The sequence below is a fragment of the Bordetella genomosp. 13 genome, assembly GCF_002119665.1.
Taxonomy (GTDB): Bacteria; Pseudomonadota; Gammaproteobacteria; order Burkholderiales; family Burkholderiaceae_B; genus Bordetella.
The window spans coordinates 4,042,116-4,057,634 of record NZ_CP021111.1 but is presented as its reverse complement, the minus strand read 5'-3'; the positions used below and the strand labels follow the sequence as shown (position 1 = coordinate 4,057,634).

Sequence of the window (15,519 nt, the reverse complement as noted above, 5' to 3'; positions counted from 1 at the left end):
GTCGCGGGCGTTTATTCCGCGCGAAAAAATTTGTTTTGAGGTAGGGAATAGCAGGCCGTGCGCGGCGTCTTACTATTCCCACCGACGCGTCGCATTTGTCGCATCCACCTTCCGCCCGCCATGTCATCGACCGACCAAGACGAGCAACTGCGCGAACTGATTCCGCGCCTGCGCCGCTTTGCGCTCTGGCTGACCCGGGACGTGCACGCCGCCGACGATCTCGTGCAGTCGACACTGGAGCGCGCGCTGTCCCGCTGGTCCAGCCGGCGCGGCGACGATACCCTGCGCAGCTGGCTCTTCACGATCCTGCATCGACGCTTCCTGGACAGCCTGCGCAGCGCGAAGCGCCAGGCGGTGCTGTTCGGCCGCCTGCACGAGCCCGAAGAACCGCAGTGGCCGTCCGCCGAGCACATGGCCGCCACGCGCGGCACGCTCGAGGCCTTCGGCCTCCTGTCCGACGAGCACCGCGCGGTGCTGTTGCTGGTGGCCGTCGAGGGCTGCAGCTATCAGGAAGTCGCCGATCTGCTGGGCATCCCTCTCGGCACGGTCATGTCGCGGCTGTCGCGCGCGCGGCAGGCGCTGCGCCGGCTTGGCGACGGCGAGCAGCGTCCCGCTCCTCTACTGCGAGTACTGAAATGAACATGGCCCCAAGCGAAGAAGATCTCCACGCCTATGTCGACGGCCAGCTCGACGACGAGGCGAGGGCGGCCGTCGAGCTTTATCTGGCGCGGCATCCCGAGCGTGCGCAGCAGGTACGGGATTGGATGCGGGACGCGCGGGAGTTGCGCGCCGCCATCGCCGGCGTGCCGCTGCCGCGTGACAATCCCGCGCTCGATCCCGCCGCGATCCGCGCCCGCCGTGCCGGGCGCGCCCGGTCGTGGATGGCGATGGCGGCCTCGCTGGTCCTGTGCTTCGCCATCGGGTCCGTCGGCGGTTGGCAGGCCCGCGGGTGGCGCGCGACGCCGACGGTGGCGCCGATGAGCGATGCCATCGAGGCGTACAAACTGATGGTGGTCGACCGCAGCGTGGGCGTCGACGTCGCCGCGTCCAGCCTGCAGGAACTGCAATCGTGGCTGGATCGCAGCGTTGGAATGACGACGACGATGCCCGACCTGGGCCAGGCCGGTTTCCGTCCGGTGGGAGGCCGGCTGTTCGCCACCGAGAGCGGGGCGGCGGCCATGGTCATCTATGAAGACGAGGCGGGACGCACGCTCAGTTTCTATGTCCGGCCGCCGCTGTCGGCGCACAGGCTGCTGGCGGCCGGCGAGCGTGCCGAAGGCGGACTGATCACACGGTACGGTTCGCGGCATGGCGCGCTGTACGCCATCGTGGGTCCGGCCGAAGCCTTCGCGCTGCAGGGCGTCGCCAAGGCACTGGAAGGGCGAACGTAAGCCGGTCCGCGCTTTCCCGCTCGTAGCCCCGAGCCCTTGAACCGGGCGGCGCAACGCCGCACCGGTCTATCTCATATCGCTCGCCATTCGCGCAGAGCTGGCACAGGTATTGCTTGATCAGGGTAGGGCGCGCAATCCCGCTCGCCCTGGGCCTCGCCGATCCTCCAGGACATTTTTCACCGGACTGGTAGAAGCCCTAATAAAGCCAAATGCTCAGTACAGTGAATAATTGCTCCGCCTACTGAGTATTTTTGGTGCATGAGGCACCCGACTGGTGCGACACGGCTGTTCCGATCAATCCCGCTATTGCTATTGCGCGAGTTTCGACATGCTTACCAAAACGCTTATCCGCCTGTTCTGTTCCTCAGCCCTGACCGCGATGGCCGCTTCCGCGGCTCTGGCGCAAGGCGCCAAGCCGACCGCGACGTTCCCCGTGAAGCAGGTCGAGATCACCGTTCCCTATGCCGTGGGCGGCGGCGTCGACATGCTGGGCCGCCTGATAGGCGACCAGATCGGCAAGCTCGGCCAGCCCGTCATCGTCAGCAACCGGGGCGGCGCGGGCGGCATGGTCGGCACCAAGTATGTGGCGGGTCAACCCAAGGACGGTCATTTCCTGCTGATGACCAACGACGCCTACTCGCTGGCGCCCGCCATCTTCAAGGAGCTGTCGTACGACCCCAAGAAGGACCTCGAGCCCGTCGTGGCCGTGGCCTACGCGCCCATGCTGGTGCTGGTGCCCACCAATTCCCGCTTCCAGACGTTCGCCGACATCGTACAGGCCAGCAAGGGCGGCAAGCTGTCGTGGGCCTCGTGCGGCGCCGGCACCGATCCGCATCTGGCCGGCGAGATGATGAACATGGAATACAAGATGCAGAACACCCATATTCCGTACAAGGGTTGCGGACCCGCCATGGTCGACGTCATGGGCGGCCAGGTGGACTACGGGGTGATCACGATCTCGGGCGCCTTGGCGCACATCGCCGCCGGCAAGCTGCGTCCGCTGGCCATCACTTCGCAGCAGCGCTCCAGCGCCACGCCCAACACGCCCACCATGCGAGAACTGGGCGCGACCAGCTTCGTGCTGGACCAATGGCAGGGCTTCTTCGTGCCGGCCGGCACGCCCGAGACCGTCAAGCAGGACATCTACAAGACGGTGTCTTCCATCATGAAAACCCCCGAGATGAGGCAGAAGCTGGAAAGCCTGGGCTACATCATCGCGGACGAGGGCCCCGACAGTTTCAAGAAGATCGTCCATGGCGACATCGACCGTTTCTCCGCGCTGGCGAAACAGATCGGCCTGAAGGCGGACTGAGCAACAACCAAGGAAAATCCATGAGCAAGTTGAACATCAGCCTTTCCGTAGGCAACTATGACCGCACCCAGGCGATCTTCGACGGCCGCGTGGCCATCGAGGGCTGCAACGTGCACGCCGTGCCGCTCGAGCCCGAAGAGGCCTTCCACCGCGCCTTCCGCTACGAAGAATTCGACGTGACGGAAATCTCCATGAGCAGCCTCATGATGAACACGGCGCGCGGCGAGAACGCCTACATCGCCATCCCCGCCGTGCTGTCGCGCGTGTTCCGCCAGTCCGGCATCTACATCCGCACCGACCGGGGCATCAACGGCCCGAAAGACCTCAAGGGCAAGATCATCGGCGTGCCCGAGTACCAGATCACCGCCAACGTGTGGATACGCGGCATCCTGGAGGACGAGTTCGGCGTCAAGCCCTCGGACATCAAGTGGCGCCGCGGCGGCGTGGAAGAGCCGGGCCGCGGCGAGCGCTCGCCGCTCACGCTCAACGCCGACATCGACCTGCAGCAGATTCCCGACGACAAGACGCTGTCCGGCATGCTGGAGGCGGGCGAGATCGACGGCTACATCGGCGCGCGCGCGCCGTCGTGCTTCCTGCGCGGCGCGCCCAATGTGGGCCGCCTGTTCGGCGACAACTACATCGAGGCAGAGAAGGACTATTTCCGCCGCACCAGGATCTTTCCCATCATGCACCTGGTGGGCATCCGCAAGTCGCTGGTGGAAAAGAACCCGTGGCTGCCCGTCAGCGTGTACAAGGCCTTCATCAAGGCCAAGCAACTGGCGGTGCACGAGCTGAACGAGATCTGCCACCTGGCGGTCACCCTGCCGTGGATGGTGCACCATTACAACGAGGCCCGCGAACTGATGGGCGACGACTTCTGGCCCTATGGGCTGGAAGCCAATCGCCACGTCATCGAGACCTTCTCGCGCTATCACTTCGAGCAGGGGCTTTCCCAGCGTCGCGTGGCGCCCGAAGAAATCTTCGCGCCGTCATCGCTGGACCTGTCCAAGATCTGACGCGCCGTGAAAGCTCCCGCCGTCGATTACATCGCTCCGGGCACCCTGGACGAGGCGCTGCGCTGCCTGGCCGACATCGACAATGCCCGCGTGCTCGCGGGCGGCCAGTCGCTGATGGCCATGCTGAACATGCGCTTCGCGTTTCCCGATTGCCTGGTCGACATCAACCGCATCCCGGAACTGGCCTATATCCGCGATGACGGCGACGCCGTGCAAGTCGGCGCCATGACCCGGCAGCGGGACGTGGAGTTCTCCGACACGGTCGCGGCGCGCCTGCCGATACTGCGCGAGGCCATCTTGAACGTGGGGCACCGGCAGACGCGCAACCGCGGCACCGTCGGCGGCAGCCTGTGCCAGCTGGACCCGTCCGCCGAGATTCCCACCATCGCCATGGCCCTGGACGCCCAGGTGCACATCGGCAGCGCGCGCGGCCGGCGCAGCGTCAGCATGGCCGAGTTCCCGGCGAGCTACATGACGCCCGCCCTCGAGCCGGACGAGATGGCGCTGGGCGTCACGTTCAAGCCGTGGGACGCGAGCCACGGCTCCTGCTTCCTTGAGTTCTCGCGTCGTCACGGCGACTTCGCCATCGCCTCCTGCGCCGCGTTGCTGCAGTTCGGCGTGGACGGACGGGTGGCGCGATGTTCGATCACGCTGGGCGGCTGCGCCGCCACGCCCGTGCGCATGCCCCGGGCCGAGGCCGCCCTGATGGGCACCCAGGCCACCCCCAAGGACATAGCCGCCGCGTCCGAGCTGTGCGGCGCGGTCGATGCCAGCAGCGATGCCTACACGCCCGGCTGGTACCGGCAGCGGCTGGCGCGCGTGCTCAGCGCGCGCGCGCTGGACAGCGCCGTGCGGCGCGCAACCCGATAAGGCAGCAACATGGCCGACCGTAAACCCCGCCCCGTCCGCATGACGGTCAACGGCCAGCCCCGCGAGGGCGTGGCCGAACCCAGACTGAACCTGGCCGACTTCCTGCGCGGCGAATTGAAGCTGACCGGCACACACGTGGGCTGCGAGCATGGCGTGTGCGGCGCCTGTACCGTGCTGGTGGACGGCGTCTCCGCGCGCAGCTGCCTGATGCTGGCCGTGCAGGCCGACGGCTGTGCCATCGGCACCGTCGAGGGCCTGGCGCCTTCGGAAGACACGCTGGGACCGCTGCAGCAGGCCTTCCACGAACTGCACGCGCTGCAATGCGGCTATTGCACGCCCGGCATCCTGATGTCGCTGACCGAACTGCTGGCCAGCAATCCCGATCCCGACGAGGCCGCGGTGCGCGACGTGCTGTCCGGCCACCTGTGCCGCTGCACCGGCTACCAGAACATCGTGGCCGCGGCCCTGCGCGCGGCCCGCGTCATGCGCGAAGCCGCAGCTTCGGAGCGGAGCGACCGCCATGCACGCTGATCCCGCCCTGCGCACCAATCCCGGCATGGGCGAGAGCCCCGGCCGCGTCGAGGACGACCCGCTGCTGCGCGGCGCGGCCTGCTTCCTGGACGACGTGCGCCTGCCCGAGCCGCTGCATGCGTGCTTCGTGCGCAGCCCGCATGCGCACGCCCGCATCCGCGGCATCGACGCCGATGCCGCGCGGACCATGCCGGGCGTGGCCGCCATCTACACCCGCAAAGAACTGTTCGGCCACCTGACCTCGTGGCGCATGCCGTTGGGCTTCGCGCTGGCGGCCTTGCCCGAGAACACCACGCCCTTCGCCCTGGCAGGCGACGAAGTCGCCTTCGCGGGCGAGGCCTTTGCCGTGGTGGTGGCCGACAGCCGTCACCGGGCCGAGGACGCCGCCGCCGCCGTGCGCGTCGACTACGAGATATTGCCCGCGGTGTCCGACTGCCGCCTGGGCGCGCAGCACGACGCCCCGCGCGTGCGCACGGAACTGCAAGACAACGTGCTGCAGGACTACACGCTGGCCTACGGGGAGGTCGATGAAGCCTTCGACCAGGCTCCCATCGTGCTGCACGACGAGTTCTGGGCGCATCGCGGCGGCGGACACCCCATGGAGCCTCGCGGCGTGGCCGCCGCGCCGGATGCCGCCACCGGCGTGCTGACGGTGTGGTCGTCCACCCAGATGGCGCACGAGCTGCACTACACCATCAGCCACATGCTGGACCAGCCGGAACATCAGCTGCGCGTGATCACGCCCGACGTGGGTGGCGGCTTCGGGGCCAAGTTCATGATCTACCCCGAAGAGATCGTGATCCCCGCCGTGGCGCGCGCGCTGGGCCGTCCGGTCAAGTGGGTGGAAGACCGCCGCGAGAACTTCCTGACCACCGTTCAGGAACGCGACCAGTACTGGAAGATCGCGCTGGCCGCCGACCGCCAAGGCAGGCTGCTGGGCATACGCGGCGAGTTCGTGCACGACAACGGCGCCTACACGCCCCAGGGCACCAACGTACCGTACAACACCGCCTCGTCGATGAGCGGCCCGTATGTCGTGCCGGCCTTTTCACTGCGCGCGCGGGTGGTCTACACCAACAAGGTGCCCGTCGCCACCATACGCGGCGCGGGCTACCCGCAGGCCACTTTCGTGATGGAGCGCATGCTGGACCGACTGGCCAACGAACTGGGCATCGACCGCCTGGAGTGCCGCCGCCGCAACCTGATCCCCCCCGAAAAGGTTCCCTACACCAAGCCCCTGAAGTCGCGCGCCGGCGTGCCGCTGGTGATCGACAGCGGCGACTTTCCCGCCCTGCAGGCCCGCGCCGCCGAGGCCATCGACTACGACGGTTTCGAGGCGCGCCGTATGGAATCTGGCGCGCGCGGCCGGCTGCGCGGCATCTGCATCGCCAACAGCGTGAAGCCCACCGGGCGCGGCCCCTACGAGGTGGTGCGGCTGCGCGTGTTGCCTTCGGGCCGCATCGTGGCCCACACCGGCGCGCTGGCCATGGGGCAGGGCATCAAGACCACGCTGGCCCAGTTGTGCGCCGCGCGCCTGGGCGTGCAGCCCCAGGCCGTTGAGATCGTCGCGGGCGACACCGGCCACGTGGGCTACGGCATGGGCGGTTTCGCCAGCCGGCAGGCCATGATGGCGGGTTCCGCCATCTGCGAGGCCGCGGACAAGGTCCGCGCGAAGGCGCTGGCCGTCGCGGCCCAGGTGCTGAAGGTCGATGCCGCCGACCTGATGCTGTCCAACGGTGAAGTCCACACCGTGGATTTCGGCCTGCGCGTGTCGCTGGCGCGCGTGGCCATGCTGATGAAGGGCGTGCCCGGCTACGCCATGCCCGCTCCGGGCGACCCTGGCCTGGACGAAACCGTGTTCTTCCATTGCGACGCGCAGACCTATGCCGGCGCCTCGCACGCCTGCGAGGTCGAGGTCGACGCGATGACGGGCGCGATGCACGTGGTGCGCTATGTCGCGGTGCAGGACAGCGGCAACATCATTAACCCGCAGCTGGCACAGGGCCAGGTGCACGGCGGCGTGGTGCACGGCCTGGGCAATGCCCTGTTCGAATGGATGGGCTATGACGCCAACGCGCAACCATTGACCACCACCTACGCCGAATACCTGCTGCCCACCGCGCCCGAGGTGCCCGACATCGAGGTGATATTCCAGCCTTCGCCCACGACCTTGAACCCGCTGGGCGCCAAGGGCATCGGCGAAACGGCCACCATTCCCGTCGCTGCCGCCGTGATCGGCGCGGTGGAACACGCCCTGCGCGAGCAGGGCGCGCGCCTGTGCGAATTCCCCCTTACTCCGGTGCGCCTGGTCGAGCTGATCGATCAGGCGGCCGGCGCCGCGAACCTCCAGCCCTGAACAGACCGACACGCAGCCATGGAATTCACCAACCACTTTCATATTCCGCTGCCGTTGGCGGACGCCTGGAAACTGATGCTGGACGTTCCGCGCATCCTGCCCTGCCTGCCGGGCGCGCGCCTGACCGGAACCCTGGGGGACGATCAGTACCTGGGCTCGGTTTCGGTGAAGCTGGGTCCGATCAAGCTGAGCTTCGACGGCAAGGCCGAGATGCTGCGCAAGGACGAAGCCACGCACACCGCCTGGCTGCGCGGCTCGGGCCTGGATCCCAAAGGGCGAGGCTCGGCGCAGTCGGAATTCAGCTTCGCGCTGATCGAGGCGGCGACGGGCGGCACCGACGTCACGGTCACCACCGACTTGCAATTGTCGGGCGCGGTGGCGCAGTACGGGCGCGGCAGCGGCATGATCGAGGAAGTGGCCGCGCACATCCTGAAGCAGTTCGAGCGCAACCTGGCGGCTCTGGTGCAGGGTGGCGATGAGGCCGGCGTGCCGCTTGTCGCGATGGAAGCCGGCGTTGCAGCGCCGTCGGCGCCGATGCCGGCCTCGGCCGCCACTGCGGCGCCGACTCCGCTTTCCGCCGCGGCTTTCGCTTCCGCGTCCGCCTCGCCGGAAGCCCAGGCCGTCCTGCTCCAGGCGCAGGCCGTGCTGGCCCAGGCCCAGGCCACGCTGGCCGCGACGCAAAAAATGCTGCTCGCGCGCCAGTCCGGCCCGCAGTCCGGCGAACTGAACATGCTCAGTATCGGCCTGAAGGCGCTGTGGGCACGGGTGAAGTACGCCGCTGGCGGGATCTTCGGGCGCAATTGACCGGTCGATTACGTCCCCGGCACGAACACAGGAGGGGGCCGGTCGCCGTACTTCCAAAAGTTTCACTAAAATAGGGGTATGGACGACCGCGCACGCGCACTACTCAAGGCGTTGATAGAACGCTACATCGCCGACGGGCAACCTGTCGGTTCGCGCACATTGTCCAAAGTTTTCGACCTGTCCCCGGCCACCATCCGCAATGTGATGGCCGACCTCGAAGACCAGGGCCTCATTCACAGCCCGCACACCTCGGCGGGCCGCGTGCCCACGCCGCGCGGCTACCGCATGTTCGTCGATTCACTGCTGGCGGTGCGCGCCTATCAGCTGCACCAGCCCAACGTGGGCGAACTGCTGCCCGTGGCCGAGCCGGCCCGCGCCGTCAATGCCGCGGCCGCGCTGCTGTCCAACCTCACGCAGTTCGCCGGCGTGGTGCTCACGCCCAAGCGCTCGCAGGTGTTCCGCCAGATCGAATTCATCCGCCTGTCCGACCGCCGCGTGCTGCTCATCATCGTCACGCCCGACGGCGACGTGCAGAACCGCATTCTTACCGTCCAGCGCGACTACAACGAATCCGAACTCACCGAGGCCGGCAACTTCTTCAACGTCCATTTCTCGGGCAAGTCGTTCGACGCGGTGCGCCGCACGCTGTCCACCGAACTCGCTCAGCTGCGCGAAGACATCTCCAAGCTGATGCAGGCGGCCGTCGAGGCCAGCGCCGAGGCCGCCGACGACGGTGACGCCGTGGTCATCTCGGGCGAGCGCAAGCTGCTCGATGTCACCGACATCGCCTCGGACATGGACCGGCTGCGCAAGATGTTCTCGCTGTTCGAGAAAAAAACCGACCTGCTGCAGCTGCTGGACGTGTCCAGCCGCGCGCAGGGCGTGCAGATCTACATCGGCGGGGATTCGCAGCTGGTGCCGTTCGAGGAAGTCTCCGTCATCACCGCGCCGTATGGAGTGGACGGCAAGGTGGTCGGCACGCTGGGCGTCATCGGGCCCACGCGCATGTCCTACGAGCGAGTCATACCCATCGTCGACATCACGGCGCGACTGCTGTCCAACGCGCTCAGCCAGAACCACCAATAATCCGACAAACGAGACAACCGGCTTGCGCTCATGCCAAGCCGACAGGGGGTGTGCGTGTTCCTGCGCTTGTTCAAGTACCTGTGGCCCGAACGCTTCCTGCCCGAGGCGCCTTTCGACGGCGACCTGTTCGACGAGAACCCGCCCATCACCGGCCCCGGCCGGGTCGGGGTGCTGCTGGTCAACCTGGGCACGCCGGACACGCCCTCGCGCGGCGATATCCGCAAATACCTGGCCGAGTTCCTGTCGGACCCGCGGGTCATCGAGATTCCGCGCTACCTGTGGATGCCCATCTTGCACGGCCTGGTGCTGACGCTCAGGCCCAAGAAGCTCGTGCCACGCTACCAGGGCATCTGGATGGACGGCGGCTCGCCGCTGATGGTGTACAGCCGCCAGCAGGCCGAGGGCGTGGCCCAGGCGCTGCGCGCCCGCGGCCGCGACGTCGAGGTCGAACTGGCCATGCGCTACGGCAATCCGTCGATTCCCGATGCCATGACCGCGCTGCGCCAGCGGGGCTGCGAACACATCCTCACCGTGCCGCTGTATCCGCAGTATGCGGCCAGCACCACCGCCACCGCAGTCGATGCCGTCACCCGGCATGCCGCCCGGCTGCGCGACCAGCCGGCGCTGCGCTTCGTCAAGCGCTTCCACACCGATCCGGGGTATATCGGCGCGCTGGCCGAGCGCATCGAATCCCACTGGCAGGCCAACGGCCGGCCGCAGCTGCTGCTGCTCAGCTTCCACGGCCTGCCGCGCTATTCCATCGAGCTGGGCGACCCGTACTACCGCGAGTGCATGCAGACCGCCCAGTTGCTGCGCGCCCGTTTGGGCCTGTCCCCCGAGCAGATCGAGGTCAGCTTCCAAAGCCGCTTCGGGTCGGCCCGCTGGCTCGAGCCCTATACCGAGCCCACCCTGAAGGAACTGGCGTCTCGCGGGGTCGCGTCGGTCGACGTCGTATGCCCCGGTTTCGTGGCCGACTGCCTCGAGACGCTCGAGGAAATCAACCAGGAATGCCGTCACGCCTTCCTGCAGGCCGGCGGCAAGCAATTCCGCTACATTCCGGCGCTCAACGACAGTCCGATGTGGACCGCTACCCTTACGGACATCGTCGACAATCACTTACAAGGCTGGCCTGTAACACCTGCCTGACAGGGATACACTGGGGTGAACGTCCAGGCGTCGCCATGGGGGCGCCGCCGGCGGCCTGTTTTCGCGAGCTCCCTCGCAGAATTCCAAGGAGGCTACGCATGACTACCGACCCGAAATCCCGCACCGACAAGCCGGGCCGACACGAAGAACAGCGCGAGCAGGATCTCGACGAAGCGCTGGAAGAAACCTTCCCGGCCAGCGACCCCATCGCCGTCCCCGCCGATCACGATGCCGACGCGGCCAAGATCCGCAAGACCCGCGAGCGCCAGATGGACGAGGCGCTGGAAGATACGTTCCCCGCCAGCGACCCCGTCGCGCCTGCCCAGCCGGGCAAGAAGTAGCGCTTTGGGGGCGGCCGGGACAGGCTCGCTCTGCTTCGTCTTTCGAAACGACAGTCAAGCTCGCGAGTCGGGCGGCGGCCGGCGCAAGCCAGCGCCGCCCAAATTTCTTCTAAGACCGGACTTGAAACAGGGGCATTGACCCCCATAGTCAGGGCGATCCCATCGATTTACTTCCGGAGGACCCTCATGACGGCACCCCAAGAGCCTGTCGAACCCACTGTCGACGCCGCCGAAACCGCTGCCGCGCCCATGCCCGAGGGGCAGGAAGCGCTGCAGGCAGAGATTGCCGCCTTGCGCGCCGAACTCGAAGCGGCGCAAGCCGCCCAGAAGGCCCAACAGGAACAGGTGCTGCGCGCCATGGCCGAGGCCGAGAACGTGCGCCGCCGCGCCCAGGAAGACGTGTCGAAGGCCCGCAAATTCGGCATCGAGTCGTTCGCCGAAAGCCTGGTGCCCGTCAAGGACAGCCTGGAAGCCGCCCTGGCCCAACCCGAACAAACCGTCGAAACCCTGCGCGAGGGCGTCGAAATGACCCTGAAGCAGTTGTCCGCCGCCTTCGAGCGCAACCTGCTGAAGGACATCGCGCCGGCCCAGGGCGACAAGTTCGACCCCCATCTGCACCAGGCGATCTCGTCGGTGCCCGCCGAACAGCCCGCCAATACGGTGGTGCAGTTGCTGCAGAAGGGCTACGCGATCGCCGACCGCACCCTGCGTCCCGCGCTGGTCGTGGTGGCCGCCGGCAACTGAGGCTCGCCATGGCGACGGCATCCTCCTTCGATCCCTCCCAGGTCTTCGAATTGTTCGGCATGCGCCACGTGAGCAATGCCGACTTCGACGCCCAGGTGGTGCAAGCCCCGGGTGACGACCTGCGCTGCGTCTTCTTGTGGGGCCAGGACTGTTACAATTGTAATGTGTTCAAGCAGACGGCCCTGCTGCATCAAGACGCGTTGCGTGCCCTGGGACTTACCTGGTTCGAGGCGGACGTCTACGCCGACGAGCCGCTGGGGCTGCGGTTCAGCCTGCACGGCGTGCCGACTTTCGTGCTGTACCGCGGCGGCAAGCGGCTGGGGCGCATCACCGGCTGGCCCGGCCTGCCCCAGTTCACGGATGCCGTGCGGCGTCAGCAGGGGACGGGCGCGGCGGGCGGATGAAATGCCCTTGAAAACCCTGTCGCCGACCCCAGTTAGGCTGGGACCGAGTTTTCAACGACGGGTTTTTACCAACTCTTCGCGATTCCAGAATTTCATTCAAGGCAACCTACCATGAGCAAAATCATCGGCATCGACCTGGGCACGACCAACAGCTGCGTGGCAGTGCTGGATGGCGGTCAGGTCAAGATCATCGAAAACGCCGAGGGCGCCCGCACCACGCCCTCCATCATCGCCTACATGGACGATGAGACCCTGGTGGGCGCGCCGGCCAAGCGCCAGGCCGTCACCAACCCCAAGAACACGCTGTACGCCGTCAAGCGCCTGATCGGCCGCAAGTTCGAAGAGAAGGCGGTGCAGAAGGACATCGACCTGATGCCCTACACGATCACCAAGGCCGACAATGGCGACGCCTGGGTCGAAGTGCGCGGCAAGAAGCTGGCGCCTCCGCAGGTGTCGGCCGAAGTGCTGCGCAAGATGAAGAAGACCGCCGAGGACTACCTGGGCGAAGAAGTGACCGAGGCCGTCATCACGGTGCCCGCGTACTTCAACGACAGCCAGCGCCAGGCCACCAAGGACGCCGGCCGCATCGCCGGCCTGGAAGTCAAGCGCATCATCAACGAGCCCACCGCGGCTGCGCTGGCCTTCGGCCTGGACAAGACCGAGAAGGGCGACCGCAAGATCGCCGTGTATGACCTGGGCGGCGGCACGTTCGACGTGTCCATCATCGAAATCGCCGACGTCGATGGCGAGAAGCAGTTCGAAGTGCTGTCCACCAACGGCGACACCTTCCTGGGCGGCGAAGACTTCGACCAGCGCATCATCGACTACATCATCGGCGAGTTCAAGAAAGAGCAGGGCGTCGACCTGTCGAAAGACGTGCTGGCCCTGCAGCGCCTGAAGGAAGCCGCCGAAAAGGCCAAGATCGAGCTGTCCTCCAGCCAGCAGACCGAGATCAACCTGCCGTACATCACGGCCGATGCGTCCGGTCCCAAGCACTTGAACCTGAAGGTTACCCGCGCCAAGCTGGAAGCCCTGGTCGAGGAACTGATCGAGCGCACCATCGAGCCCTGCCGCATCGCCATCAAGGACGCCGGCGTCAAGGTCTCGGACATCGACGACGTCATCCTGGTCGGCGGCATGACCCGCATGCCCAAGGTGCAGGACAAGGTCAAGGAGTTCTTCGGCAAAGAGCCGCGCAAGGACGTCAACCCCGATGAAGCGGTTGCCGCCGGCGCCGCCATCCAGGGTTCCGTGCTGTCGGGCGACCGCAAGGACGTGCTGCTGCTGGACGTCACCCCGCTGTCGCTGGGTATCGAGACCCTGGGCGGCGTGATGACCAAGATGATCCAGAAGAACACCACGATCCCCACCCGGTTCTCGCAGACCTTCTCCACGGCCGACGACAACCAGCCCGCGGTGACGATCAAGGTGTTCCAGGGCGAGCGCGAAATCGCAGCCGGCAACAAGGGCCTGGGCGAGTTCAACCTGGAAGGCATCCCGCCGGCGCCGCGCGGCGTGCCGCAGATCGAGGTCACCTTCGACATCGACGCCAACGGCATCCTGCACGTGTCGGCCAAGGACAAGGGCACGGGCAAGGAAAACAAGATCACCATCAAGGCCAACTCGGGTCTGTCGGAAGACGAGATCCAGCGCATGGTGAAGGACGCCGAGGCCAATGCCGAGGAAGATCACCGTCTGGCCGAACTGGCGCAGACGCGCAACCAGGCCGACGCGCTGGTGCACGCCACCCGCAAGTCGCTGACCGAGTATGGCGACAAGCTGGAAGCGTCCGAGAAGGAAGCCATCGAGGCCGCCATCAAGGACCTCGAGGAAGTGCTGAAGACGGGCGACAAGGCCCAGATCGAAGCCAAGGTCGAAGCCCTGTCCGCCGCCTCGCAAAAACTGGGCGAGAAGATGTACGCTGACGCCCAGGCGCAGCAGCAGGCAGCCTCGCAACAGGCCGCCGACAACGCGAAGCCGGCGGACGACAATGTCGTCGACGCCGACTTCAAGGAAGTGAAGCGCGACCAGTAAGGAGCGCTACATGCGAACCCCGCCCGGTAGCCGGATTTCCGTCTACCGGGCGGGGTCGTTTGAGTGGTACCCCGATTAGCGCTCTTTCCGGAACCCACTGAAGAATATGGCAAAACGCGACTACTACGATGTCCTGGGGGTGGCCAAGAACGCCTCGGACGATGAACTGAAGAAGGCCTACCGGAAGCTGGCCATGAAATACCATCCGGACCGCAATCCGGATAACAAGGAAGCCGAGGAAAAGTTCAAGGAAGCCAAGGAAGCGTACGAAATCCTGGGCGATGAACAGAAACGGGCGGCCTACGACCGCTACGGCCACGCCGGCGTCGATCCCAATGCCGCGGGCATGGGCGGCGCGGGCGGCATGGGCGGCGGCTTCGCCGATGCCTTCGGCGACATCTTCGGCGAAATCTTCGGCGGCGCCGCCGGGCGCCGTGGCGGCGGCGGACCGCAGGTGTATCGCGGCGCCGACCTGAAGTATTCGCTGGAGATCACCCTGGAGCAGGCCGCGGCCGGTTTCGACACCGAGATCCGCGTTCCCAGCTGGGAACACTGCGAAACCTGCCACGGCAGCGGCGCCAAGCCCGGCACCTCGCCCAAGACCTGCCGCACCTGCGGCGGCGCGGGCGCCGTGCGCATGCAGCAGGGCTTCTTCAGCGTGCAGCAGACCTGCCCGACCTGCCATGGCAGCGGGAAGGAGATTACCGATCCTTGCCCGGCCTGCGACGGCGTGGGGCGGATTCGCAAGAACAAGACCCTGCAGGTGAAGATTCCCGCGGGCATCGACGATGGCATGCGGATTCGGTCCAGCGGCAACGGCGAGCCTGGCATCAACGGCGGGCCTCCGGGGGATCTGTATGTCGAAATCCACATCAAGCAGCACAAGATCTTCCAGCGGGATGGGGACGATCTGCACTGCGAGCTGACGATACCGTTTACGACCGCGGCGTTGGGTGGGGATCTGCAGGTGCCCACGCTGGGCGGGAAGGCTGAAATCCAGATTCCCGAAGGTACGCAGTCCGGAAAGACGTTCCGGTTGCGTGGAAAGGGAATCAAGGGGGTTCGGGCTGGATATCCGGGGGATCTGTACTGCCACGTGGTGGTGGAGACGCCGGTGCGGCTTAGCGAAGAGCAGAAGTCGATTCTGCGGCAGTTCGAGACTTCGTTGAATGACGGCGGGGACAGGCACTCGCCGCAGAGCAAGAGTTGGACGGATCGGGTTAAGGAGTTTTTTAGCTGATCGTTTTCAGCCGCTGGCATAAGCGGCTGATATGTGAAAAAGCCCGTTGTGCTGACCAGTGAGCCTGGTGGGTACAGCGGGCTTTTTGCCCCCGCGATGCGAGGCCGCGTAGTGAGTGGTTCTTGCCCGCGTCTGTCGTCAAAGCCAGATCGTTCGGCGATACTCTCGAGCCTCCTCCTTCCTTCGTCCGTACGCGGCGGCACAGGCGAGAGAATCAAGTCCCCACGCACAGGGACAAGGCGGC

At 66.4% G+C, this 15,519-nt stretch carries 15 protein-coding genes; all 15 read left to right on the top strand.

What is annotated here, in order from left to right:
- Nucleotides 1-120 precede the first annotated feature (120 nt).
- The 15 genes from CAL15_RS18165 (at nt 121) to dnaJ (ending at nt 15,275) form a co-directional block, all read left to right on the top strand.
- Nucleotides 121-639 (top strand): sigma-70 family RNA polymerase sigma factor, encoded by a 519-nt coding sequence (locus tag CAL15_RS18165; protein WP_086079875.1) that lies wholly within the window; start codon nt 121-123, stop codon nt 637-639.
- Nucleotides 636-1,391, top strand: coding sequence for an anti-sigma factor family protein (locus tag CAL15_RS18160; protein WP_086079874.1), 756 nt, complete (start codon nt 636-638; stop codon nt 1,389-1,391). The genes CAL15_RS18165 and CAL15_RS18160 overlap by 4 nt, the downstream gene beginning before the upstream one ends.
- Nucleotides 1,392-1,719: 328 nt before the next feature.
- Nucleotides 1,720-2,703, top strand: coding sequence for a Bug family tripartite tricarboxylate transporter substrate binding protein (locus CAL15_RS18155; RefSeq protein WP_086079873.1), 984 nt, complete (start codon nt 1,720-1,722; stop codon nt 2,701-2,703).
- Nucleotides 2,704-2,723: 20 nt separating this feature from the next.
- A complete protein-coding gene (locus CAL15_RS18150) occupies nt 2,724-3,719 on the top strand; it encodes an ABC transporter substrate-binding protein (protein ID WP_086079872.1) in 996 nt (331 codons plus the stop codon).
- Between the two features lie 6 nt (nt 3,720-3,725).
- On the top strand, nt 3,726-4,589 hold the full coding sequence (locus CAL15_RS18145) for an FAD binding domain-containing protein (protein WP_086079871.1): 864 nt from the start codon (nt 3,726-3,728) through the stop codon (nt 4,587-4,589).
- Nucleotides 4,590-4,598: 9 nt separating this feature from the next.
- Complete coding sequence (locus CAL15_RS18140; protein WP_086079870.1) at nt 4,599-5,120, top strand: (2Fe-2S)-binding protein; 522 nt, start codon at nt 4,599-4,601, stop codon at nt 5,118-5,120.
- Nucleotides 5,110-7,476: a xanthine dehydrogenase family protein molybdopterin-binding subunit gene (locus CAL15_RS18135; RefSeq protein WP_086079869.1), complete on the top strand. Its 2,367-nt coding sequence runs from the start codon at nt 5,110-5,112 to the stop codon at nt 7,474-7,476. Before CAL15_RS18140 ends, CAL15_RS18135 begins: the two co-directional genes overlap by 11 nt.
- Nucleotides 7,477-7,494: 18 nt before the next feature.
- The gene (locus CAL15_RS18130) at nt 7,495-8,280 is read left to right on the top strand and encodes an SRPBCC family protein (protein WP_198299085.1); all 786 of its coding nucleotides are present in this window, start codon (nt 7,495-7,497) and stop codon (nt 8,278-8,280) included.
- 78 nt (nt 8,281-8,358) lie between these two features.
- Complete coding sequence (gene hrcA / locus CAL15_RS18125) at nt 8,359-9,366, top strand: heat-inducible transcriptional repressor HrcA (RefSeq protein ID WP_086079868.1); 1,008 nt, start codon at nt 8,359-8,361, stop codon at nt 9,364-9,366.
- A gap of 54 nt (nt 9,367-9,420) precedes the next feature.
- A complete protein-coding gene (gene hemH, locus CAL15_RS18120) occupies nt 9,421-10,512 on the top strand; it encodes a ferrochelatase (protein ID WP_086081176.1) in 1,092 nt (363 codons plus the stop codon).
- Nucleotides 10,513-10,610: 98 nt separating this feature from the next.
- Complete coding sequence (locus CAL15_RS18115; RefSeq protein ID WP_086079867.1) at nt 10,611-10,853, top strand: hypothetical protein; 243 nt, start codon at nt 10,611-10,613, stop codon at nt 10,851-10,853.
- A 186-nt stretch (nt 10,854-11,039) separates the two neighbouring features.
- The gene (gene grpE, locus CAL15_RS18110) at nt 11,040-11,597 is read left to right on the top strand and encodes a nucleotide exchange factor GrpE (protein WP_086079866.1); all 558 of its coding nucleotides are present in this window, start codon (nt 11,040-11,042) and stop codon (nt 11,595-11,597) included.
- Nucleotides 11,598-11,605: 8 nt separating this feature from the next.
- Nucleotides 11,606-12,001: a thioredoxin family protein gene (locus tag CAL15_RS18105; protein WP_086079865.1), complete on the top strand. Its 396-nt coding sequence runs from the start codon at nt 11,606-11,608 to the stop codon at nt 11,999-12,001.
- A gap of 111 nt (nt 12,002-12,112) precedes the next feature.
- A complete protein-coding gene (dnaK, locus tag CAL15_RS18100; RefSeq protein ID WP_086079864.1) occupies nt 12,113-14,035 on the top strand; it encodes a molecular chaperone DnaK in 1,923 nt (640 codons plus the stop codon).
- 106 nt (nt 14,036-14,141) lie between these two features.
- On the top strand, nt 14,142-15,275 hold the full coding sequence (gene dnaJ / locus CAL15_RS18095; RefSeq protein ID WP_086079863.1) for a molecular chaperone DnaJ: 1,134 nt from the start codon (nt 14,142-14,144) through the stop codon (nt 15,273-15,275).
- Nucleotides 15,276-15,519: the final 244 nt, after the last annotated feature.

Excerpts from the sequence above, each read along its gene's own strand:
- dnaK (WP_086079864.1), top strand. The coding sequence starts at position 12,113 with ATGAGCAAAATCATCGGCATCGACCTGGGCACGACCAACAGCTGCGTG.
- CAL15_RS18160 (WP_086079874.1), top strand. The coding sequence starts at position 636 with ATGAACATGGCCCCAAGCGAAGAAGATCTCCACGCCTATGTCGACGGC.
- hrcA (WP_086079868.1), top strand. The coding sequence starts at position 8,359 with ATGGACGACCGCGCACGCGCACTACTCAAGGCGTTGATAGAACGCTAC.
- dnaJ (WP_086079863.1), top strand. The coding sequence starts at position 14,142 with ATGGCAAAACGCGACTACTACGATGTCCTGGGGGTGGCCAAGAACGCC.
- CAL15_RS18130 (WP_198299085.1), top strand. The coding sequence starts at position 7,495 with ATGGAATTCACCAACCACTTTCATATTCCGCTGCCGTTGGCGGACGCC.
- CAL15_RS18115 (WP_086079867.1), top strand. The coding sequence starts at position 10,611 with ATGACTACCGACCCGAAATCCCGCACCGACAAGCCGGGCCGACACGAA.
- CAL15_RS18150 (WP_086079872.1), top strand. The coding sequence starts at position 2,724 with ATGAGCAAGTTGAACATCAGCCTTTCCGTAGGCAACTATGACCGCACC.
- CAL15_RS18140 (WP_086079870.1), top strand. The coding sequence starts at position 4,599 with ATGGCCGACCGTAAACCCCGCCCCGTCCGCATGACGGTCAACGGCCAG.
- CAL15_RS18105 (WP_086079865.1), top strand. The coding sequence starts at position 11,606 with ATGGCGACGGCATCCTCCTTCGATCCCTCCCAGGTCTTCGAATTGTTC.
- CAL15_RS18155 (WP_086079873.1), top strand. The coding sequence starts at position 1,720 with ATGCTTACCAAAACGCTTATCCGCCTGTTCTGTTCCTCAGCCCTGACC.
- grpE (WP_086079866.1), top strand. The coding sequence starts at position 11,040 with ATGACGGCACCCCAAGAGCCTGTCGAACCCACTGTCGACGCCGCCGAA.
- CAL15_RS18165 (WP_086079875.1), top strand. The coding sequence starts at position 121 with ATGTCATCGACCGACCAAGACGAGCAACTGCGCGAACTGATTCCGCGC.
- CAL15_RS18135 (WP_086079869.1), top strand. The coding sequence starts at position 5,110 with ATGCACGCTGATCCCGCCCTGCGCACCAATCCCGGCATGGGCGAGAGC.